This window comes from Bacteroidota bacterium (assembly GCA_018266755.1).
In the GTDB taxonomy this organism is placed as follows: domain Bacteria; phylum Bacteroidota; class Ignavibacteria; order Palsa-1295; family Palsa-1295; genus JAFDZW01.
This window is the reverse complement of record JAFDZW010000005.1, coordinates 360,996-381,991: the sequence shown is the minus strand read 5'-3', so window position 1 is coordinate 381,991 and position 20,996 is coordinate 360,996. Positions and strand designations below refer to the sequence as shown.

The 20,996-nt window shown below is 54.1% G+C and carries 16 protein-coding genes and 2 tRNA genes; 12 read left to right on the top strand and 6 right to left on the bottom strand.

The window, feature by feature from the left end; all coding sequences use genetic code 11:
* Positions 1 to 7 precede the first annotated feature (7 nt).
* From JSS75_06215 to JSS75_06190, 6 genes are all read left to right on the top strand, one after another.
* A complete protein-coding gene (locus JSS75_06215; GenBank protein MBS1903277.1) occupies positions 8 to 1,513 on the top strand; it encodes an aldehyde dehydrogenase family protein in 1,506 nt (501 codons plus the stop codon).
* 26 nt (positions 1,514 to 1,539) lie between these two features.
* Complete coding sequence (locus JSS75_06210) at positions 1,540 to 2,010, top strand: Rieske 2Fe-2S domain-containing protein (protein ID MBS1903276.1); 471 nt, start codon at positions 1,540 to 1,542, stop codon at positions 2,008 to 2,010.
* Complete coding sequence (locus JSS75_06205) at positions 2,007 to 3,113, top strand: cytochrome bc complex cytochrome b subunit (GenBank protein ID MBS1903275.1); 1,107 nt, start codon at positions 2,007 to 2,009, stop codon at positions 3,111 to 3,113. Before JSS75_06210 ends, JSS75_06205 begins: the two co-directional genes overlap by 4 nt.
* A gap of 276 nt (positions 3,114 to 3,389) precedes the next feature.
* Positions 3,390 to 4,454 (top strand): ATP-binding protein, encoded by a 1,065-nt coding sequence (locus JSS75_06200; protein ID MBS1903274.1) that lies wholly within the window; start codon positions 3,390 to 3,392, stop codon positions 4,452 to 4,454.
* A gap of 248 nt (positions 4,455 to 4,702) precedes the next feature.
* Positions 4,703 to 5,872, top strand: a complete 1,170-nt coding sequence (locus JSS75_06195) for a VWA domain-containing protein (protein ID MBS1903273.1) — start codon at positions 4,703 to 4,705, stop codon at positions 5,870 to 5,872.
* Entirely contained in the window at positions 5,847 to 9,542 is a 3,696-nt protein-coding gene (locus JSS75_06190) for a cobaltochelatase subunit CobN (protein MBS1903272.1), read from the top strand. Before JSS75_06195 ends, JSS75_06190 begins: the two co-directional genes overlap by 26 nt.
* 168 nt (positions 9,543 to 9,710) lie before the next feature.
* Here JSS75_06190 and JSS75_06185 read toward each other — a convergent pair whose 3' ends face one another.
* A complete protein-coding gene (locus tag JSS75_06185) occupies positions 9,711 to 10,205 on the bottom strand; it encodes a DUF4149 domain-containing protein (GenBank protein ID MBS1903271.1) in 495 nt (164 codons plus the stop codon).
* Positions 10,206 to 10,308: 103 nt separating this feature from the next.
* Between JSS75_06185 and JSS75_06180 the strand changes: the two genes are divergently transcribed.
* From JSS75_06180 to JSS75_06155, 6 genes are all read left to right on the top strand, one after another.
* Positions 10,309 to 10,635, top strand: a complete 327-nt coding sequence (locus tag JSS75_06180; GenBank protein ID MBS1903270.1) for a VOC family protein — start codon at positions 10,309 to 10,311, stop codon at positions 10,633 to 10,635.
* Between the two features lie 142 nt (positions 10,636 to 10,777).
* A tRNA-Thr gene (locus JSS75_06175) sits at positions 10,778 to 10,850 on the top strand.
* Positions 10,851 to 11,204: 354 nt separating this feature from the next.
* A complete protein-coding gene (gene dnaE, locus JSS75_06170; protein ID MBS1903269.1) occupies positions 11,205 to 14,714 on the top strand; it encodes a DNA polymerase III subunit alpha in 3,510 nt (1,169 codons plus the stop codon).
* A 40-nt stretch (positions 14,715 to 14,754) separates the two neighbouring features.
* Positions 14,755 to 15,087 carry a thioredoxin gene (trxA, locus tag JSS75_06165; protein MBS1903268.1) on the top strand — a complete coding sequence of 111 codons (333 nt, stop codon included), beginning with the start codon at positions 14,755 to 14,757 and terminating at the stop codon, positions 15,085 to 15,087.
* A gap of 116 nt (positions 15,088 to 15,203) precedes the next feature.
* On the top strand, positions 15,204 to 15,968 hold the full coding sequence (locus JSS75_06160) for an SDR family NAD(P)-dependent oxidoreductase (protein MBS1903267.1): 765 nt from the start codon (positions 15,204 to 15,206) through the stop codon (positions 15,966 to 15,968).
* Entirely contained in the window at positions 15,968 to 17,389 is a 1,422-nt protein-coding gene (locus tag JSS75_06155) for an FAD-binding oxidoreductase (GenBank protein MBS1903266.1), read from the top strand. The genes JSS75_06160 and JSS75_06155 overlap by 1 nt, the downstream gene beginning before the upstream one ends.
* Positions 17,390 to 17,443: 54 nt before the next feature.
* On the opposite strand, the gene JSS75_06150 is transcribed toward JSS75_06155, so the two are convergent.
* The 5 genes from JSS75_06150 to JSS75_06130 all read right to left on the bottom strand — a co-directional run bounded on the left by JSS75_06150 (position 17,444) and on the right by JSS75_06130 (position 20,954).
* Complete coding sequence (locus JSS75_06150) at positions 17,444 to 18,217, bottom strand: hypothetical protein (GenBank protein ID MBS1903265.1); 774 nt, start codon at positions 18,215 to 18,217, stop codon at positions 17,444 to 17,446.
* Positions 18,218 to 18,336: 119 nt separating this feature from the next.
* Positions 18,337 to 19,263 carry a malate dehydrogenase gene (gene mdh / locus JSS75_06145; protein MBS1903264.1) on the bottom strand — a complete coding sequence of 309 codons (927 nt, stop codon included), beginning with the start codon at positions 19,261 to 19,263 and terminating at the stop codon, positions 18,337 to 18,339.
* 171 nt (positions 19,264 to 19,434) lie between these two features.
* The gene (locus JSS75_06140) at positions 19,435 to 19,686 is read right to left on the bottom strand and encodes a DUF2007 domain-containing protein (GenBank protein MBS1903263.1); all 252 of its coding nucleotides are present in this window, start codon (positions 19,684 to 19,686) and stop codon (positions 19,435 to 19,437) included.
* Between the two features lie 132 nt (positions 19,687 to 19,818).
* Positions 19,819 to 20,781, bottom strand: coding sequence for a ligase-associated DNA damage response exonuclease (locus JSS75_06135; GenBank protein ID MBS1903262.1), 963 nt, complete (start codon positions 20,779 to 20,781; stop codon positions 19,819 to 19,821).
* A 99-nt stretch (positions 20,782 to 20,880) separates the two neighbouring features.
* Positions 20,881 to 20,954 (bottom strand) — tRNA-Pro (locus JSS75_06130).
* Positions 20,955 to 20,996: the final 42 nt, after the last annotated feature.

Sequence of the window (20,996 nt, the reverse complement as noted above, 5' to 3'; positions counted from 1 at the left end):
AATGACCATGAGCGAGACGACAACGAGCACCGATATTTTGGTAGAACTCAAACCGCAAAAGGCAAACCCGAAGGCGGGCAAGCATTTCATCAACGGCGAATTCGTCGACTCCGTGTGCGGGAAGACGTTTAACACGATCAATCCGGCAACTGGTGAGGTGATCGTAGCGGTCGCCGAAGGGGATGCAGCCGATGTCGATCGAGCCGTGCATGCTGCTCGTGCGGCATTTGAAGAGGGAAGCGCATGGCGCAAGATGAGCCCGCAGGATCGCCAACGATGCATGTTGATGCTCGCCGATCTCATTCGTCTGAACATAGATGAACTCGCAGAGCTCGAAACGCTCGATACCGGCAAGCCGATTTTCGAATCCGCGAAATTCGACATCCCGCAGGCAGCAGAGTGTTTCGAATATTACGCCGGATGGGTGACGAAAATTACCGGAGACACGGTGCCGATCTCGCACGGTGGTGATGCGTTTGCGTACACACTTCGTGAGCCGATCGGTGTATGCGGCCAGATTATCCCGTGGAATTTCCCGTTGCAGATGCTTTCCTGGAAGGTAGCGCCGGCTCTTGCCTGCGGAAATACCGTCGTACTAAAGCCGGCAGAGCAGACGCCCCTTACCGCTTTGCGATTTGCCGAGCTGACGCTCGAAGCAGGCATTCCGCCCGGAGTGTTTAACGTTGTGAACGGTTTCGGTCATATCACAGGTGCAGCGCTTGTCGATCATCCCGGAGTCGATAAGATCGCCTTCACCGGCAGTGTTGAAGTTGGGAAGACCATCATGATGAATGCTGCCAAAACCTTGAAGCGTGTCTCGCTCGAGCTTGGCGGCAAATCACCAAATATCGTGCTGGCCGATTCGGATCTCGAGACGGCAGCGAAATATGCGCTCGGTGGCATTTTCTTCAATCAAGGAGAAATGTGTACTGCTGGCTCGCGTATTCTTGTCGAAGCAGCGGGGTACGATCAGTTCATGTCCGTGCTCCTTGCTCGTGCGAACAAAATGGTCGCCGGCGACCCGCTTCACCCGAAAACTCGTCTCGGTGCGTTAATCTCCTTCGAACACCTGAATCGGGTACTGAGCTATATCGATATCGGCAAAGCCGAGGGTGCGAAGGTTGCAGTCGGGGGTGATCGTATCGGAACGAAGGGATTCTTCATGAAGCCGACGGTTCTCGAGAATGTGACCAACTCGATGCGGGTCGCTCAGGAAGAAATATTCGGACCGGTCGCATCGGTCATCAAGGTCGAAAATCTTGAAGAAGCGGTGAAGGAAGCGAATAACTCGCAGTTCGGACTTGCCGCTGCGATCTGGACGCGTGATATTAAGAAGGCGCACAAACTTGCGCGCTCGCTTCGTGCCGGTACGGTGTGGATCAACACGATTTCCACGACCGATAACGCGCTGCCGTTCGGAGGGTACAAAGCATCGGGCTTCGGCAGGGAATTGGGCCGTGCCGCGATCGACCTCTATACCGAAACGAAGAGTGTCATCGTCGATCTTAATTAAGTCCACCAACATTCGGCGCCACTGCGATGAGTGAGCCGTTGCAAAATTCAAAAGCACAAGCCAAGCGTCGCTCGATCATTCGGGCGATGCTTGGCGTGAGTATCAGTGCAGTGATCGCGCCGATCCTCTATGCCGTCGGTCGCTATCTCGGATATCAGAGCTCGGGTGGAGCAAAGGATGTCATGATCGAGCCGAACGAGGTAAGTGCCGAGCATCCCTCAAAGCTTCTCGACATCAACGACGAACCTGTTCTCGTCATTTTTCAACCGGACAACGGCATTCGTGCATTTGATGCAAAGTGTACGCATCTTGGCTGTACGGTGTCATACCAACCCGATGTTCCGGGGTTTTATTGTAAGTGTCATCACGGCCGCTACGATGCCAACGGCGTGAACGTACCCGGTACCAGACCGAAATCTCCGTTGACCGAGCTGACAATCGTCCAGAAGGACGGCAAGCTGGACGTTACACTAATTCCGAAGGCGAAAACGTCATGAGTACGACGAACAATCGTTCGCTTATCGACGCGCTGCATCTGCGTGAGACCTTCGAGGTTGTCAAGCGAAAAGTGGTGCCGCAACACAAGTCGTCGGTGTGGTATTACATGGGCGGCTTGTGTATCCTCTTCTTTATTGTTCAGATCGTTACCGGGGTTCTGCTTCTGTTCTATTATCAACCGACGGTAGAAGCTGCACATAAGAGTATTACACGTATCGTGAACGAAGTGCCGTTCGGTTGGCTGATCCGTTCGCTGCATTCGTGGAGTGCAAATGCACTCGTTCTTACGGCATTTATTCACATGTTTAGCGCGATGCTGATGAAAGCATATCGCGCACCGAGACGAATACTGTGGGTCACTGGGATGATCCTGCTTGCATTGATGCTTGGCTTCGGCTTTACGGGATATTTGTTGCCCTGGGACGAAACCGCATATTTCGCAACCAAGATCGGGACCGAAGTGCCCAAGGCGGTCCCATTTGTCGGTGATATCATTTCTGCGTTGATTAAAGGAGCGGCTGATGTAAACGGTGCGACGCTCACTCGGTCGTTCGCATTGCATGTCGGTGTACTCCCAGTATTATCAATTCTGTTCGTACTCCTTCATGTTGGTTTGATGCTGCTTTTCGGAAGCAGTTCGCCTGTCGGTACCGAGGTCAAAGGGGAGACGCGGTATTTTCCGGACTACCTCATCAAGGAAATGATGGTCTGGTTGATCGGCTTCGGCATATTGGTTGCAATTGCAGTGATCTACCCGTGGGGCCTGGGAAAAGCGTATGACATTGCAAATCCGAGCGAACCGCCGGCTGGTGTTCATCCTGAGTGGTATTTCATGTTTCTGTTCCAGACGTTGAAGTTGTTGCCGGAATGGTTGGTCGTGATTGGGTTCGTGCTTGTTGCTGTGTTCTGGACGACGATCCCATGGCTCGATAAAAAAGCAGATCGTGAACAACGCAGCCCGTTGTTTACTTGGATTGGAATCGTAGCCATTGTATACATGACAGCCATGACTGCGTGGGCATATGTCTCGGTTTCCCAGGAGAGAGTCGAAGCCCCCGTAGGGGTACATGCTACAACGACGGATTCAGCTCATGCAAAGTAAGATAACATATATACTTACGTTGCTTTCTATTCCGGTAGTTGCATCGGCGTCTGATTCGCTCGGCGTCGGCTCAGATTCCACTTCCGTAACGGATTCGCTCGGTGCTGGGCCGCATATGGGGCCGCTCGGCATGGATGATCTCACTGGCCTGTGCTTGTTTCTCGCAGCGATCCTCCTTCTCGTTCTCACCTTATTCCTATGGCGTCGTAGTATCGTTGCCAGACGAGCAAGAAGCTGAGATGGCACTTCCATTCGTGAGCATTCGTTTAGACCCCGATGCTCGAACCAACGCTATCGAATACGCCGATCACCCGTAAGCAAACGCCACCCCGAAAGCGAAGCACTTTCCCGTTTGTTGCACTTGTCGCCCAGGAGTCGATGAAGCGTGCCCTGATCCTCGCGGCGATCGATCCGGGGATCGGCGGGGTGCTCCTCTTTGGCGAACGCGGCACTGGAAAATCAACGGCGGTGCGTTCGCTGCGCGAAGTCCTTCCCGATATAGAAAGCATTGAGGGTTGTTCGTTTGGTTGTGTTCTTGGCGAAGGCAATTGTCCTGTAGAGAACTGTACCTTCCGCAGCGAAGGGAAGACCGTGATGGTCCAGCGTCCGCTTGTCGATCTGCCGCTTGGCGCGACCGAAGATCGGCTCCTCGGTTCAATTCATCTTGAGTCGGCGATTAAGACCGGCGAGCGGGTATTTGATCCGGGATTACTTGCGAAAGCGCACCGGGGTATTTTATACATCGATGAGGTAAATCTTCTTGAAGATTCGCTCGTCGATGTGCTTCTCGATGTGCTCGCAAGCAAGGAAAATATCGTCGAGCGTGAGGGGCTTTCGGTGAAGCATCCGGCTGATATTGTTCTTGTAGGGTCCTGTAATCCGGAAGAGGGTGAGTTGCGGCCACAATTGCTCGATCGTTTCGGCCTTGCCGTTTTTCTGCAGAAGGAAGATTCGGTCGAAGATCGCGTTGAAGTGGTACGCCGCAGACTTGCCTTTGAAGACGATCCGACGGAGTTTGTATCAAGATTCCTCCATCAAACGGACGAGCTTCGCTCGCGGATTGTCGCAGCGATGCAACTGCTTGGAACTATCGTTCTTCCGGATTCCGCCCTAGAACGAGCGTCGCGTATTTGCAGTACGCTACAATTAGAAGGTCATCGTGGCGAGCTTGCTCTCGTGCGAGCTGCACGAGCGTTGGTGGCATTCGAAGGACGATCGATCGTCGAGCCTGACGATATCGACGACGTTGCGGTGATGTGCCTGTTACACCGGCTTCGGAAAGCCCCGTTCGACCCCATCGCGCCAGAGACCAAGATTGAAGAGGCGCTTGCGTCGCTATGAGTGCTGCCGGATTTCCTCCAGAGATACATTCCCTGCTTACACTATCACGCGGTTGGTTGATCGTGGTGATCGATGCCGATACACGATCCGCCACACTTGATCTTGCACACCAGATAGCAACGAGTCTTCATAGGCGAAGTAAACGTATCTCACCTAGCCAGACTGAGCAGGAGCTTGATGCTATTTTCTCGAATGTCGCACCAGGGGACGTCGTTGTTGTCGCCGACGTCTCGGCAATCACATCGGCAATGCTCAGTAGCATCGTTCGTACATCGCAAGAGTCGGACGCAGTGCTTGTTGTTGGTTCTGCGGACTACGAATACCTCCGGGGTTACGCAAAGAAGATCGATCTGGTATTCGACGTATCCATCGTGAATGTAGAAATCCCATTCGACATCAACCCCGAAGAACTCGGAGCTCGAATTGCATCGAGTGCCGTTGATACGGCCGTCTTGCGTGCCAGACGAAACGGCGTACACGACTCCGATATCATGCGCTACATCGTACTTCCGCATATAATCCTACAGGGTATCCGTCAGTCCAATCCCAATCAGAATTCTGCACAAAACTCGGGGGCTGAAAGCGATCAGGCAGCAACGCCACAAGACACACTGCAGCAAATCTTTGAATCGTTGCCATTGGAATTCCGCGTTCTCCCAAGAGTCGAGCAGAAGCCAATCCGGAGCAGGACAACCGGTCATGCCCCGGCAAAGCAGGGGAGAGTATCGCGCTCGGCCGAACGTTCACGAGTACGGGCTACCAATCGCGGGCGGTTTTCATTATATCATACGATGATGGCTGCTGCCCCGTACCAGACTGTGCGTCGACAGAATGAGAGTTCTGCGAAGGCTCTGTATCTGGAAGCAGATGACATTCGCCGCTACCCGTTTAAGTCGACTTCCAGAACGCTCAATATTGTCATCATAGACTCGAGTGGAAGTATGGCGGCGTCCTCGCGCATACGATTTGCAAAGGGACTGGTCGATAGTCTGTTGCGTCAATCGTATCGGCACCGCAATGAGGTAGCGATTATTATTGCCCGGGGCCTTTCTGCGCAAATCGCATTGCCACCGACGCGAAGTGTGGCGCGTGCGCACGCGGTTCTTCGGTCGCTTCCAACGGGTGGCGCGACCCCTCTTATTCCTGCGCTTGAACAAGCACTCGTCGTTGCGTCGGAGCATACGAAGCGCAATGGTTCGTCTGAGACTCGGACAATAATTGTTACCGACGGAAAAGGGAACATTGGATCTGATGGAGCGCGTCTGAATACGCTCGCCCACGTGTTCCATCAACAAGGAATTCAGGTGGAGATCGTTGATCTGATTCGCAAGAGCGAACAGGCACAGCGCTTTGCGGAGACGTTGGGGGCTCGGTATGCGTTCTATGGGCGTGGTGAAGCTTCTTCTTATCTCGCTTGAACGAACGCGCAGACCGATCCTTGATCGGGCAATTGCTCGTCTCACTGCCGAACTCGGAACCCCACACATTGATCTGCGAATCCTTATCGAGGCGGATCTTCTCCACTCGGGTCTCGACGGTCTGCAGGATGCGATTAACGACGCAGATGTCATACTAACGAGTCATATCCTCAACGAGGATATTGCCGATGCAATCCTTCGCAGCCTCGCTGCACGAAGCAGTAATTATCACTTCTTTCCGTTCTCTTCAAGTGGTAGACTCATGCGAGCAATGCGCATCGGTGCGTTCTCGCTTGGCCAAATCTCACTTGAACAACCGAATACTGCAAACGAGGGACGCGAGTCAATCGCCGGCCTCAGATCATTACTGCAGAAACTCGTTGACGAAGATACTCTTGCGGAGCGGATCAAGGATCTGATGTCACTTGCCCCGAAACTTCTGAAGTTCATCCCCGGATCACTTCGCGGTTTGGGGTATTATCTCGAATCCTATCTGGCCTGGCTTGAGCCGAGCGAAGCAAATACAATCTCGCTGCTCACAATCATCCTCCGCGTAGCGGAGACTGGACTCGAAAAACTTCCGTACGAGCACCCAACAATTTTCCCTTCGGAAGGCATTTTCGATTGGAGGTACGGCGTGGTTGTTCAATCGATTCCAGCATCCATTCTGCAAGGGCAACGACCTCGGGTTGGACTGCTTGTCCCGAGAGCGGCCGTTACAGCCGATGATATTTCGTACATCGTCGAGCTTTCCCAACTGTTCGATCGGGCTGAGATCGAACCACTGTGCATTTTTGCGGAGACATTCGATGGCCGCAAGACGATTCGAGAGTTCTTGTGCGATACCAACGGTCGGCCAATCGTCGATTGTATTGTTTCTCTAACTGGGTTTCCACTCGTCGGCGGACATGTCAGTAGTGAGCCACAGGCGGCCACATCGTTGCTTTCAGAAATCGGTGTCCCGTACATCTCTGCGATCACCTTAACGCATCAACGCTTTGACGATTGGCGACAGTCACGTGAAGGTCTGCCTCCTGTTCAGGTAGCGACAAATATCGCATTAACCGAACTGGATGGTGCCATCGAACCGATCGTGGTTGCTGCAACCGATGGCGAAAAGGGGAGAACACTCATCGCCGAGAATGCTGCTCTGCTGGTGCGCCGTGTTTCGAAATGGATCGAATTGCGCAAGAAAGAGAATCGTTCGAAACGTCTCGCAATTGTACTGTATTGTTTCCCACCCGCACGTGGGGCAGTTGGGACTGCGGCATATCTGGACGTCTTTGCATCACTCCATGCACTCCTGACTCGTTTATCGAGCGAGGGCTACGACGTCGAACTTCCGGCCGATAAGACAGAATTACTCAACGACATCCTTGGCTCATCGGTCGAAGGCAATGCGACGATGGGTGCATCACTGCATGTTGCGGCAACACTTTCGACTGGCGAATACAAGCGTTTGGTCCCGCAATGGAAATTGGCGGCGAAGGAATGGGGCGAGCCACCGGGCGAACTCAATACCATCGGAGAGAGTCTTGTAGTGTTCGGCAAGCAGTACGGAAACGTCTTCGTCGGCGTTCAGCCAGGATTTGGCTACGAAGGTGATCCGATGCGGCTGCTGTTCACAAAGAATGCGACACCGCATCACGGGTTTCTCGCCTTCTATGCATATATCAATCATCTCTTTGGTGCAGACGCTGTCGTGCATTTCGGAACGCACGGAGCCCTCGAGTTCATGCCGGGAAAACATAACGGATTATCGTCCGACTGCTGGCCCCAGGTACTCGTAGACGATCTGCCAAATGTTTATCTATACTCGGTCAACAATCCAAGCGAAGCAGCCATTGCGAAACGGCGTTCCTATGCGACGACCGTAAGCTATTTACCACCAACCAATGCTCGGGCAGGGCTGTACAAGTCGTTAGAAGAGTTATCCGGGCTTATAAATGAGTATCGTATCGCGGCTAAAAATGATACGCATCGTATCGATTCGATCCGGTCGAGTATCGTAGAAAAGGCTAATGAATGTCACATTAGCGTTTCAAACGAGCTTCCATTTCACGATACGGTTGATTCAATTGAAGACAGACTCGCGGAAATACGTGATCGTCTGATTCCGCTCGGATTGCGTATTATCGGGCAAACACCGGTGCGAGCTGTACAACAGGATCTATTGGAAGAACTGGCAAAGTTCGAGCGCCCGGAATTAGGCATCGCCGCACTACACGATCTTGTGCCGACTGCTCCGCAGATCATCGAAGCCCTGCTCGACGATGGTCGTGACGCCGCACTAACGCTTGGGGCGGCGAACTCGACAAAAGGTAACCGGGATGAAGTCGCGACATCCATTCGTTTTCTGTCGGATGTCGTTGACCGCCTTGTTGAATCCGACGAAATCAGGCCTCTCGTTGCGGCGCTGAGCGGCCAGTATACCCCACCTGGGCCTGGAGGTGACTTGCTCCGTGTACCTGCTGCATTACCGGTCGGTCGGAATATTACATCGTTAAACCCTCTTGCGATGCCGTCGCCGGTTGCGATCACATTGGCCGCTACGACGGTTAAGCAGCTCCTCGATCGGGCGATCCGTGATAATGATGGCAGGCTTCCGGAGTGTATCGGCCTTGTGTTGTGGGGGCTCGATAATATCAAAACCGGCGGCGAGGCCATCGCGCAAGCTTACCATCTTCTTGGCGTCGAACCCCGTCCCGATGCGCTTGGGAATATGACCAGACTGCACGTTATTCCCATCGAACAACTCGGGCGCCCACGCATTGACGTCGTCATGACCGTTAGCGGCATTTTCCGTGATATGTTCGCCCATCACATGGGTATGCTCGATGCAGCCGTCCGACTTGTCGCAACACTTGATGAGCCCATCGATCAAAACTTTGTCCGAAAACACACGCTCGAGCTTCAGTCCCGCGGTACCGATGTCGAAGCATCGGCCTATCGAGTGTTTTCAAACGCGAGCGGTTCGTACGGGACCAATGTCGATTATATGGTGATGTCGGGTAACTGGAACGAGCAATCCGATCTTGCATCCATCTTTGCCAAACGCAAGGGATACAGTTTCGGGAAGCATCGTGATGAGGCTGCTGCGACGGCTGTCCTGCAGTCGCTTGCGTCGTACATCGACATGACCTATCAGAACCTGGACTCGTCCGAGATCGGGATTTCCGATGTCGACCATTACTACGAGTATCTCGGAGGGCTGACCAATCTTGCAGCAGTCACACGAGGCTCCGCGCCGGCGGCATATGTTGCCGACACGACGACAGCAACGCCCGTTGTGCGGTCATTGCCGGAAACCGTGCAACTCGAAGCCCGAACCAAGACGCTGAATCCGAAATGGTACGAGGCGATGCTCGCTCATGGATATGAAGGCGTCGAGGAAATAAAGAAGCGTCTGGATTATAACTACGGGTGGTCAGCCACTGCCAATGCCGTCCCGTCGTGGTTTTACGATGAGGTCCATGATACCTTTGTTGCCGACGAACAAATGCAGCAACGCATGCGCCGAGCCAACCCTGACTCGTTCCACGCTATGACGCAGCGTTTGTTCGAGGCCCATGACCGAGGATATTGGGATGCATCGGCCGAGCGGCTACAGCAGCTTGACGATGCTGCTAACGCTGTTGAACACATGATCGAGGGAATTGCCAATGAATGACCAACTACCAGAACGCAAATACGACGTCGAACTTGCCAAATGCATTTATAGAGATTGTGGGGGAGAACTTTACGAGCTCATGTATGACGAACTCAACAATTGGATTACTGTGGTCTACAAGTGCTCCAATTGTGGCCGTGATTTTACGGTCAAGATCGAACTCTGAGCCTAGCCTTGCCGGGTATTGACGATCGACAGTACAAATGCCGATGTGATGAGGATCATATTCGCACCGACGAGCTTGGTGTAGAGTTTGTGCAGATCGTCGAACTCGGCCTTGGCCTGGACATAGGTCACTTCTTCTCTCGGGTGGTCGAAATCGCCAATCGTCTGTTTCAATTCATCCATTCTCGAGGTGATCCGCGTCGAGTAGATCCATAGGAGGGTCACCGTCACGAATAGCACCGCTGTTTCGGCGATCCGAAGCATCCTGAATTCGCCGTTCCAATTGACCATTAGTAACACGATCGAGGTCACCAAGGCCAGCGTTCCGCAGACCCATTCGATCAGGTTCATCCGGGACAGAATGATCCCGTTGACATGCCCCGCCAGTGTTCGAGAGGGCAATTCCTGGAATATCGGCGCCGCAACCGCAATGCCGAGCATCAACAGAGAACCCAACCATACGCCAAGTGACAAAGACTTCAGGATTGACAGAATCATCTTTTTGTCGTAGTTTTGCGATGAGCACGTATAACAATACGAACCAGTTGTCCGTTTGTTTTAACTGAGTCGATCACGAACGTTCAATATTACGGAAACAGCCATGACCTTCGACCACGTCGCAACAGAATGTAACGATATTTCGGGGACTATCGACTTCTACCTGCAGCATTTTGCCGATGTCGATGTGCTGTACCAGGACAACTCCTGGGCCTTTTTGAGCGTCTGTGGCGCCCGTATCGCCCTGGTCACGCCTTCCGAACATCCGCCGCATATCTGCTTTCGCGTCGAGACCCGCGACGAACTCCAGCGCCTCGCCGACGAGCACAACCGGCCGGTCAAACTCCACCGAGACCGCAGCGAATCCTTTTACTTCACCGACCCCAACGGCAACGTGATCGAGATCGTGTGGTACCCGCCTGCCACCTGAACGCGGGCAAATGTAAAATCGGCTGTGCATCCTGACTACTGGCTACTCACTACTGACTACTCCGCCCATCATCTAACTCTCAAATTTCAATATTCCTGCGGAACCCATAACCGACCTACCCTCGTTTTAACGGCTCAATTTCGCCACCCTAGCTCAGTTGGTAGAGCAGCTGATTCGTAATCAGCAGGTCACCGGTTCAAGTCCGGTGGGTGGCTCAGAAGAATAAAAGCGGCCTCCAGGCCGCTTTTTTGTTGGTGGCCACTCCGTATTGTCTTACGTCAACTCAAGAGTAGCATAGCTTGGATGCGACCCTCAGCATAGCTTGCCGAACCAAGGTCAAGCTTTTTATGAAATGCTTGAATTTGTCGACCTAATTATCAATGATACCAATACCTTCCGGATTGACACGATGCCGTATAGTGGCGTAAATGACTTCGGCTTCGTCAGGGAGGGAGTCCGCTTTGTGATGGAGGAGATGAGCGAGGTAAGGGTGCTGGTCCTCCAGTGATTTTGGCAATTGTTAATAACTCTACGAACACTTCGATCCCAATTCGTTTTGTAACTCTTGTATGCCCCAATCCGATTTCGTCCATCTTCATAATCACACGTACTATTCGTTGCTTGACGGTGCTTGTAGTGTCAAGGACCTTGTCAAGCAGGCGAAGAAGTTCGAGATGCCGGCGGTCGCCCTGACCGATCACGGCGTGATGTTTGGCGCGTACGAATTCTACAAAGCTGCCAAAGCGGAGGGGGTGAAGCCGATCATCGGCTGCGAAATGTATATCCTTTCGCACGGCTCCCGCCTTGAGCGGGAAGCGTTTACCGACCCGACCGGCAAGAAGAAGTTCTATCATCACCTTATCCTCCTGGCGAAGGACCTGACGGGCTACAAGAACCTCATGAAGCTCGTCACGAAAGGGCACACGGAGGGATTCTACTACAAGCCGCGCATCGACGTCGATCTGCTTCGCGAACATCGCGACGGCCTCGTGGCGCTTTCGGCGTGCGCCGGCGGGGTGGTCTCGCCGTATCTGATCGCAGGTGAGTACGACAAAGCGAAGCAAGTCGCCTCGCTCTACAAGGATATCTTCGATAACGACTTCTATATCGAGATCCAGAATCATCACCTCGATCCCGAGCAAAAGGTACTTGCGGCCGCGCCGAAACTCGCGAGAGAGGTTGGGCTAAACCTCGTGTGCACCAATGACTCGCATTACATCGTCCCGGAGCATGCCGTCCCGCACAACGTGCTGCTTTACATCAAGGACGCCGACAAAGATTCGCCGCCGGATGTAAATAAGCTCCGCTACGGCACGGCCGAGAATTACTTCCGTTCGGCGAAGGAGATGCAGCAGCTCTTCAAGGAGTACGACGGGGCGATCGAGAACACGCTTGCGATCGCGGACAAGATCAATCTCGAGTTGCCAAAAGATCTCAAGATGCCAGTGTTTCCGATCCCGGAGAACGCAGGTGTCTCGACGCTTGACGAGTACCTCGAAAAGTTGACGTGGGAAGGCCTCGACCGACGGTACTCTACGCTTGATTCAAACCTACGCGAGCGTGCAGAGTTCGAGCTCGGCGTCATCAAGAAGATGGGCTATCCGGGCTACTTCCTGATCACCCAGGATTTCATCGCCGAGGCTCGCAATCGTGGGGTGAGTGTCGGTCCGGGCCGTGGTTCGGCAGCAGGCTCGCTTGTTGCGTATGCGCTCGGGATCACGAACGTCGATCCGATCAAGTACAATCTGCTCTTCGAGCGATTCCTGAACCCGGATCGAGTGAGCATGCCCGATATCGACATCGACTTCTCGGACGACAAGCGCGAGCGTGTCATCTCCTACGTCAAAGAGAAGTACGGCAACGAGTCGGTTGCGCAGATCATTACGTTCTCGACGCTCTCGGCGCGTGCCGTTCTCAAAGATGTCGGGCGCGTGCTCGGCGTACCGCTGAACATCATCGGCGAACTCACGGAGTGCATCCCGGTCGTGATGGGGAAGGTCACACCGCTCAAAGAGGCGATCGAACTGCCGGAGATGAAGTCGGTACTAGCGAAGTATGCACGTACCGAATGGAAAGAGAAGCTTGAAAACCTGATCAAGAACTCGCTCGTGCTCGAAGGCTTTGCCCGTGCATCGAGCAAGCATGCGGCCGGTGTCGTGATCGCGCCGGGTGACATTTCGAACTTCGTCCCGCTCTACAAGTCGCCGAACGAAGACGATTTGGTCACGCAGTATTCGATGAAGGACATCGAGGACGCCGGTCTTCTCAAGATGGACTTCCTTGGGCTGCGTACGCTCTCGATCATCGACACGACGCTTGCCCTCATCGAGCAGCAGCATGGGGTCAAGCTCGATATCAACGCCATCCCGCTCGACGACCCGAAGACGTATGAGCTCTTCGGCAGAGGCGATACGCTCGCCGTCTTCCAGTTCGACTCTCCGCCGATGCAGAACTACATGCGTTCGCTCAAGCCGGAGAACATGGAAGATCTGGCCTCGATGAACGCGCTCTATCGGCCGGGGCCGATGGATAATATCCCCGACTTCATCGACCGTAAGCACGGCAAAAAGCAGATCGAATACGATCACCAGTTGCTTGAGCCGATCCTGAAGGATACTTACGGAGTCATCGTCTTCCAGGAGCAGGTGATGCAGGTCGTGCGCGACCTCGCAGGCTTCACGCTCGCGAAAGCAGATGAGGTCCGCCGTGCAATGGGCAAGAAGGACCTCGCGAAGATGGAAGCGATGAAGGCGACCTTCATCAAAGGTGCGGCAGAACGGACTGTACCCGACAAGGTTGCCTCCGAAATATGGGATCGTCTCGTCAAATTCGCGAGCTACGCGTTCAACAAGTCGCACTCGGTTGCGTACTCGTTCGTCGCATATCAGACTGCGTATCTAAAGGCGCACTACACGGCCGAATTCCTCGCGGCGAACATGACGCACGAGATGAACTCGACGGATTACGTCGTGCAGCTCATCGACGAGGGAAAGCGCTTCGGCATCCCGACCCTGCCCCCGGACGTGAATTCAAGTCTCCTTATGTTCACGCCGACGGAGCAGGGTATCCGCTTCGGTCTGGCCGGCTGTAAAAACGTGGGCGAAAAGGCGGCGCAAGCCATCGTCGCCGAACGCTTGAAGAACGGCCCGTACAAGTCCATCTTTGATTTTACGAATCGCATCGATTCGAAGCTCGTGAACAAGCGTGCGATCGAAGCGCTGACGCTCTCCGGGGCGTTCGATTCGACGAAGCCGGACGGTACCTCGATCGCGCAGTACCGCTCTGATGTGTTCGCGAATATCGAAAAAGCGATCGAATACGGCTCGGTGTCCTCGAAGATGAACTCGCAGGGCCAGGATAATCTTTTTGGCGGCGGTGAGAATCTTGTGACCCATGAGCCGCATCTAACCAGCACGACGACGGTATTTAGCGACCGCGATCTGCTTTCGAAAGAGAAGGCGATCCTCGGTTTCTACGTCAGCGGGCATCCGCTTGAACCGTACCGGATCGACGCGCAGAGCTTCGCATCGGTGAAGCTGAGCGAACTCGGCGACATGAAGCAGGGCGACGACGTGTTCGTGCTCGGCGTCATAGTTGGGGTGACAAAGAAGCTCAGCCGCGAAGGGAAGGCTTTCGCTATCGTGAGCGTCGAAGACTTTTCGGGCAAGTGCGATTTCGTCTTCTGGGGCGATTCGTACGAAAAGTACAAAGACTTTGTAGTGGATGAACAACCGATCGCCATCAGCGGCAAGGTCCGCAAGAACGCGATCAACGATGCTGCGAGCATCACGGTATCGGAGGCGATGCCGATCCCGGAAGTCCGTAAGAAGCAGGTTCGCGGGGTGGTATTCAAGCTGACCGAAGGCGGGCAGCCGACGGCGAAATTGCTCGATGAGGTGAAGACGATCATCGGCAAACACAAGGGAAACCGCAGCGCATACGTCGCTGTTGAAAATCCGCACACGGCAGCAGTACATCACTACAAGCTACCCGAGACGTTTAACGTAGCTGCCGACGATGCGTTGGTAGCGGAGTATGAGTCCGCTTTCGGGCGAAACACCGTGCTCTTCAGATCGTAAACCATTCTAAAACCGAATTCATAGAAAGGAATCGAAACGTATGACAACCGCAGGCCCTCTTCATTTTGAGGATGCAACTTTTGATCGTGATGTACTGCAGAACGAAAAGCCGGTCTTGGTAGACTTTGGCGCAACCTGGTGCGGCCCGTGCCGCATGATCGACCCTATCGTCGAAGAGCTCGCCGGTGAATATGCCGGTCGCTTCGTCATCGGCAAGGTCGATGTGGACGAAAACCCGCAGATCTCGATGAACTACGGCATCCGTTCGGTGCCGACGCTCATGATCTTCAAGGGCGGCAAGCCGGTCGATATGATCATCGGCGCCGTCGGCAAGCAGAAGCTGGTTGAGAAGCTCAACGCGCATCTGAACTAAGCGATCGTCTCCGATAGGAGTAAGAGAAGACCCGGCCAGTGGGCCGGGTCTTTTGTATTCTTAATTGCCCAATTCTCCCCGCAACCCCCTTAATCCAAACGCTGTTTTAGTGCGCGATGAAAAAACGCTGGAAACACGCAATCGTCGTAGGGGCGTCACAGGGCATCGGCGAGGCACTCGTAATGGAGCTTGCCCGTCAGGGCGTCTCGGTGGCACTCGTGTCGCGCAATGAGGATGCAATGAAGCGCGTCGCTGCCGCTGCCTCGGTGATCGCAACGCAGGGAGGTGCTGCCGCTCGCTTCCACACCTATGCACACGACGTAACGAACTTTGCCGAAGTACCGGAGCTCTTCCAGCGTATCACCAAGGATCTTGGCGGGCTTGACCTCATCGTCTACGGTGCGGGTATGATGCCCTATGTCGCGATGGATGAGTACACGTTCGAGACTGACAAGGCGATCGTTGACGTCAACCTCCTCGGTGCGATGGCATGGCTCAACGAAGCGGCCAAGCGCTTCCATTCGCTCGAGGAAGGCTGCATCGTCGGCATCTCCTCGATCGCAGGCGAGCGAGGCCGAGTCGGCAGTCCGGCATACAACGTCTCGAAAGCGGCACTCTCGACGTATTTGGAATCGCTGAGGAATCGTTTGTCCCGTCGGGGTGTGAGTGTTACGACCATCAAGCCAGGAGTAGTGGATACGGCGATGTCCAAAAACTCTCCGACGAAGTTGTGGCTCACGACGGCCGATGAAGTTGCACGACAAACCCTCAAGGCTGCACGTCGCGGTGTCGTCGTGAAGTACATTCCGTCCCGTTGGAGACTGATCTCGTTCATTCTCCATTCGCTTCCGTCCTTTATTTTCCGCAGGCTCACCTTCTAATGGCGCTGCTACCGGTAGATCATCTCGAGAAGGTAGACGGCTGGGGCGGAGCAGTATCGAGCTTCGGTTATGTCTATCGGCCGACGTCAGTCGATGGCATTCGCGAAGTTTTCGAACTTGCGCGCAAGACCGGTAGGGCAGTCACCCTTCGTGGCTCCGGCCGAACGTACGGTGACGGAGCAACAGGCGCGGAGAACATCGTCCTCGACCTCACGCGAATGAACCGGATCCTCGAATGGGATCCTGCGTCCGGCATCATTACGATGGAGCCGGGCGTGACGATCGAGCAACTCTGGAAGTACATCATCGAAGACGGTTGGTGGCCACCGGTGGTTTCGGGGACGATGTACCCGACGATCGGTGGTGCGCTCGGGATGAACATTCATGGCAAGAACAATTTCAAAGTTGGCCCGATCGGTGAACACGTCCTCTCCTTTGATTTTCTTTGCCCGAACGGCGAACTGATCACAGCCACGCCCGATGGTAACCCCGAGATCTTCTACTCCGCTATCTCAAGCTTTGGTATCCTCGGCTGCTTCACGAAGGTGACGATGCGGATGAAGAAGGTCTACAGCGGCCGCCTGCATGTCAAAGCGTACACGTCCAAGAATCTGCACGGGCAGTTCGAGATCTTTGACAAGCACATCCCTGAGAGCGATTATCTCGTTGGTTGGACGGATTGCTTCACTTCCGGAGAGAAGCTCGGCCGCTCGATCGTTCACCAGGCGAACTATCTGAAGCCGGATGAGGATCATTTCCCATCGCAGACGCTTCAGGTGAAGAATCAGATCCTGCCCGATACGATCCTCGGTTTCATTCCGAAGTCGATCGTGTGGCTGCTTATGCGACCGTTTTCGAATCGTCTTGGAATGCGGATTATCAATACCACCCGTTACTGGTTGAGCCGGCTACCGCTCATCGCAAAGCCGATCTATGACCAGTCGCATGCCGAGTTCGCTTTCTTGCTTGATTATGTCCCCGGTTGGAAGAGGTCGTATGGCAAGGGTGGTCTTATACAGTATCAGTCTTTTTTGCCGAAGGAGTCCGCGGAAGCAGTGTTCACGAAGCAGATCGAGATGAGCCAGGCGGCCGGTATCATCCCGTACCTTGCTGTTTTTAAGCGCCATAGACCTGACAGGTTCTTGGTGTCACATGCAGTGGACGGTTATTCGATGGCTTTAGACTACAAGGTGACCGAGAAGAATCGTGCACTGTTGTGGGATCTCTGTCACCACATGAATGAAGAAGTACTGCGGGCTGGGGGGAAGTTCTACTTTGCTAAAGATGCAACGTTGCGTCCGAATGACTTGGAGCAGTTCTTGGGTGCGGAGACACTCCAGCGACTCAAGAGTCTCAAGCAGCGACTCGACCCCGAGAACATTCTTCAGACCGATCTCTCTCGGCGATTGCTCGGAAATTGATCCAAACGAAAAGAGCGGCCAGAAGCCGCTCTTTTTGTGTAATGCTCATTCTAATCATTGATGCGATGTCATGATCTTCAGTGATCCACGAGCTTTCGCATTATATGTCGGGCTGGCGATCGTCGAGTGATGGAAGAAGTCCTCAACCGTGATTCCGAGCTCGGTAGAAATATAAGTGTCAATCTCGATCGAGCCTTTGAATGCAACACCCGAGGCATCAGTAGCGGTGACCATATGTTGGACGTGTGTCGTCGGCACCGACTGTCCGCCGATCGTGAAGGTGGTATCTGCCATCGTGGTTGCGACATCCTTCAGGTAAATTTTTGCATTGCCTAACGCCTGGAAGATAGCGCTGTCGTTCTTGGCAATCCACGTCGTGCCAACCGGTGAACCCGGTTTCGCGACAAGTACCCAATGCACATCAACAGGACCGCCCAATGCCGCGACCAGGAACGAGTAACTATTCAACCTGCTAAATCCATAGTTGTATCGCCAGAGATTTCCTTGTGCATCCTGATAGTAATAGTTCGAATCCCCGGGAGAGGACGCGAAGTACGTGCTGGTGACATGCGTGTAGCCACCGTAAGACCGATTGGTATCCAACACGGTTTCGACAACATTGTGTTGCGCTGAATCCTGTAGGATTGGATCGGAACTCGTGGTATCCGTGAGAAAGAGATCATAGGTCGCCGAAAAGCCTTGTTTGAACTTCACGGTTTTCGGCGTATAGGAATTATCGGTACCGGAAGGGCTTGACGATGAACTACAGGATTGCAGGCCTGCGATGAGAAGCCCTGCTGCGAGTGCGATGAGAATTCGTGTCTTCATGATATCAGATAGAAATATTCGGTCTCTCTTATTACAACTGCATTTTTTGGTAAAAGTTACTATCGGGCAAAGAAAAGGCGGCACAACGGCCGCCTTTTGTAGAGTATTCGATGCCCCTATTAGAGCGTTACCTTTGCGATATTCGCCTGAACATCGGCTGAGCTCTTGTTGAGTTCTGCCTGCTCCTCCGGGCTGAGCTTGATCTCGATGATCTGCTCGATGCCGTTTGTGCCGAGCTTGACCGGAACGCCGCAGACGGTGTCCTTCAGGCCATACTCGCCCTGGAGCCACACGGCGCAGGGAAGTACGCGCTTTTTGTTGCGAGCGATGGACTCGACCATCTGGGCTGCGCTCGAACCGGGGGCGTAGTAGGCGCTGCCGGTCTTAAGGTAGTTCACGATCTCGATGCCACCATCTCGCGTGCGCTGAATGATCTGCTGCAAACGATCGGCCGGGATCAGCTCGGGAAGTGGAATGCCGGCGACCGTCGAGTAGCGGGCAAGTGGCACCATCGAATCGCCGTGACCGCCGAGTACGAATGCCGTGACATCCTGCACCGACACGTCAAGCTCCATTGCGATGAAGCTGCGGAAGCGGGCACTATCGAGTACACCCGCCATGCCGATGACTCTGTTACGCGGCAGACCGGTCTTCTTGAGCGCGACGTAGGTCATGACGTCGAGCGGGTTCGACACGATGATGAAGATCGCGTTCGGGCTGTGCTTGAAGGCGTTCTCCGCGCAGCCACCGACGATCTCGGCATTCTTTGCGAGCAAGTCGTCGCGGCTCATGCCGGGCTTGCGGGCGAGACCTGCGGTGATGACGACGATGTCCGAGCCGGCGGTCTCTTCATACGTGTTGGAGCCGACGATACGGGTGTCGGTGCCGTGGACCGGGGCGGACTCGAACATGTCGAGACCCTTACCCTGCGGAATACCATCGACGACGTCGACCAGGACGATCTGCTCGGCGAGCTCCTTGTCGGCTACACGCTGGGCTACGGTTGCGCCGACGTTTCCGGCGCCAATAACGGTAATCTTTTTCATGATTGGGATCGGATAATAGTTCGACGGAGAGGTGATTCGCACCGTCGTATTGTTAAGCGCGCACTAAAACGAAGATTGGCTGAGGCTGGTTCGGGAGGAATCAATGACGAATCAACAGAAGAAGTCGGTTGACTTCTTCACCATGTACGCTTCACAACTGCCATTTCGCACTCAGTCGCCGACGCCGATCTCCATGTCGTCATCGAGGTCGTCTTCGCCGGAATCGATCATCGAACGAGCAACATCATAATCGGCTTCTTCGACGTAGATGCCGACCCCCCGACTATAATCCAAAGCCGGCACCATGTTGTCGGTATCGGCAACCTGCATAAGGCTTTCAATACCGGCTTCGGCAAGTTTTGCTTTAATGATCTGTGCCTCGAACTCAGTTCCGAGTGTGATCAGCAACTGAAGATTATCCATGATCGTATCGAATGATCTATATGCTTTCTAAGTGCTTTTCGGGTGCATCTGTTCCCAGCGGCGGGGATGTTCTCTGGCGATGGGGAGCATCATGAATCTTATTGGCGCATTCTCATGAACCACCCCCATGGCTTAATGCCATTCATGCGCCTCGTAGCCAAGTGTGCGTAAATGCTCGGTCAATGTCTTCGTGAACCCGTGCATGGCAAAGACGCGCGCTGCACCGGTGGCTTCGATTGCGTGAAGCAGGCCGTTCCAATCGGCATGATCGGACAGCGGGAAGCCAATGTCATATACGGTGCTGTGTTTTCCGCCTCTGGACATCCACCCGGAGGCAAATCCCGTCGATATCTTACTCGCTTCGATGCCTGTAAACAATGTTCTGATATTCGGCGGCGCAACGATCAGCGCCCCTTCGTTAACGATCTCGTGTACACGCTCAGGTTCGAATAACTGCAACTGTGGGAAGGTGACACCGGCGCGCCGGTAGGCCGGGAGGTACGTCTCGATCGTTGGGTAAATATAGATCGGACCAATCTCTGGGTCGAGCCCTGCAAGCACTCGTTGTGCTTTCCCGAGCGAGTAGGCACCGACAAGGCTCGCCATGCCCCACGTCTTGTTCATGCTCCACCAGTCGTTCATGCGATTGAATATTTCGCGTTGTGGCTTCCACTTGTAGTTGGGACGCCCAAAGGTAGATTCAGTGATGAACGTATGGCAGGGGACAGGCTCGAACGGCTCGCAGGTTGGGTCAGGCTCAAGCTTGTAGTCGCCGCTGACCACCCAAACCTCGCCATTGTGCTCGACTCTCACTTGAGCAGAACCAAGGATATGCCCGGCCGGATGCAAACTCACCTTCACGTCTCCGATCATGATCTGTGTGCCGAATGAGAGAGGTTCGATCGAAGCTCGCATTCCTACCCGTGCGCGTACCAGTGGCTCACCGGAGACCGACGTCAGGTACGACTTCATGCCCGGCCGAGCGTGGTCAGTATGGGCATGTGTAATGATCGCTCTGGAAACAGGGGAAACCGGGTCGATGTAAAAATCGCCTTGTGAGCAGTAGATGCCGGATGAAGTGGGTTCGAGTAACAAACTTTCAAAAGGCGAGGGGAAGCGACGATGACGACCGAAAGAGCCCCTACAGAACGAGCCAACGTACAAACCTACAGTACACTCGTTACTGACTATTTGTCGGCGTGGCGGGATTTGAACCCACGACCCCCACTACCCCAAAGTGGTGCGCTACCAGGCTGCGCTACACGCCGAAACGAGTGCGTACAACAGGAGGGAGTAACGTAGTCGTTCCA

What these genes read in the sequence shown, in the direction of transcription:
- JSS75_06215 (MBS1903277.1), top strand. Translation starts at nt 8, where the DNA reads ATGAGCGAGACGACAACGAGCACCGATATTTTGGTAGAACTCAAACCG.
- JSS75_06210 (MBS1903276.1), top strand. Translation starts at nt 1,540, where the DNA reads ATGAGTGAGCCGTTGCAAAATTCAAAAGCACAAGCCAAGCGTCGCTCG.
- JSS75_06205 (MBS1903275.1), top strand. Translation starts at nt 2,007, where the DNA reads ATGAGTACGACGAACAATCGTTCGCTTATCGACGCGCTGCATCTGCGT.
- JSS75_06200 (MBS1903274.1), top strand. Translation starts at nt 3,390, where the DNA reads ATGCTCGAACCAACGCTATCGAATACGCCGATCACCCGTAAGCAAACG.
- JSS75_06195 (MBS1903273.1), top strand. Translation starts at nt 4,703, where the DNA reads ATGCTCAGTAGCATCGTTCGTACATCGCAAGAGTCGGACGCAGTGCTT.
- JSS75_06185 (MBS1903271.1), bottom strand. Translation starts at nt 10,205, where the DNA reads ATGATTCTGTCAATCCTGAAGTCTTTGTCACTTGGCGTATGGTTGGGT.
- JSS75_06180 (MBS1903270.1), top strand. Translation starts at nt 10,309, where the DNA reads ATGACCTTCGACCACGTCGCAACAGAATGTAACGATATTTCGGGGACT.
- dnaE (MBS1903269.1), top strand. Translation starts at nt 11,205, where the DNA reads ATGCCCCAATCCGATTTCGTCCATCTTCATAATCACACGTACTATTCG.
- trxA (MBS1903268.1), top strand. Translation starts at nt 14,755, where the DNA reads ATGACAACCGCAGGCCCTCTTCATTTTGAGGATGCAACTTTTGATCGT.
- JSS75_06160 (MBS1903267.1), top strand. Translation starts at nt 15,204, where the DNA reads ATGAAAAAACGCTGGAAACACGCAATCGTCGTAGGGGCGTCACAGGGC.
- JSS75_06155 (MBS1903266.1), top strand. Translation starts at nt 15,968, where the DNA reads ATGGCGCTGCTACCGGTAGATCATCTCGAGAAGGTAGACGGCTGGGGC.
- JSS75_06150 (MBS1903265.1), bottom strand. Translation starts at nt 18,217, where the DNA reads ATGAAGACACGAATTCTCATCGCACTCGCAGCAGGGCTTCTCATCGCA.
- mdh (MBS1903264.1), bottom strand. Translation starts at nt 19,263, where the DNA reads ATGAAAAAGATTACCGTTATTGGCGCCGGAAACGTCGGCGCAACCGTA.
- JSS75_06140 (MBS1903263.1), bottom strand. Translation starts at nt 19,686, where the DNA reads ATGGATAATCTTCAGTTGCTGATCACACTCGGAACTGAGTTCGAGGCA.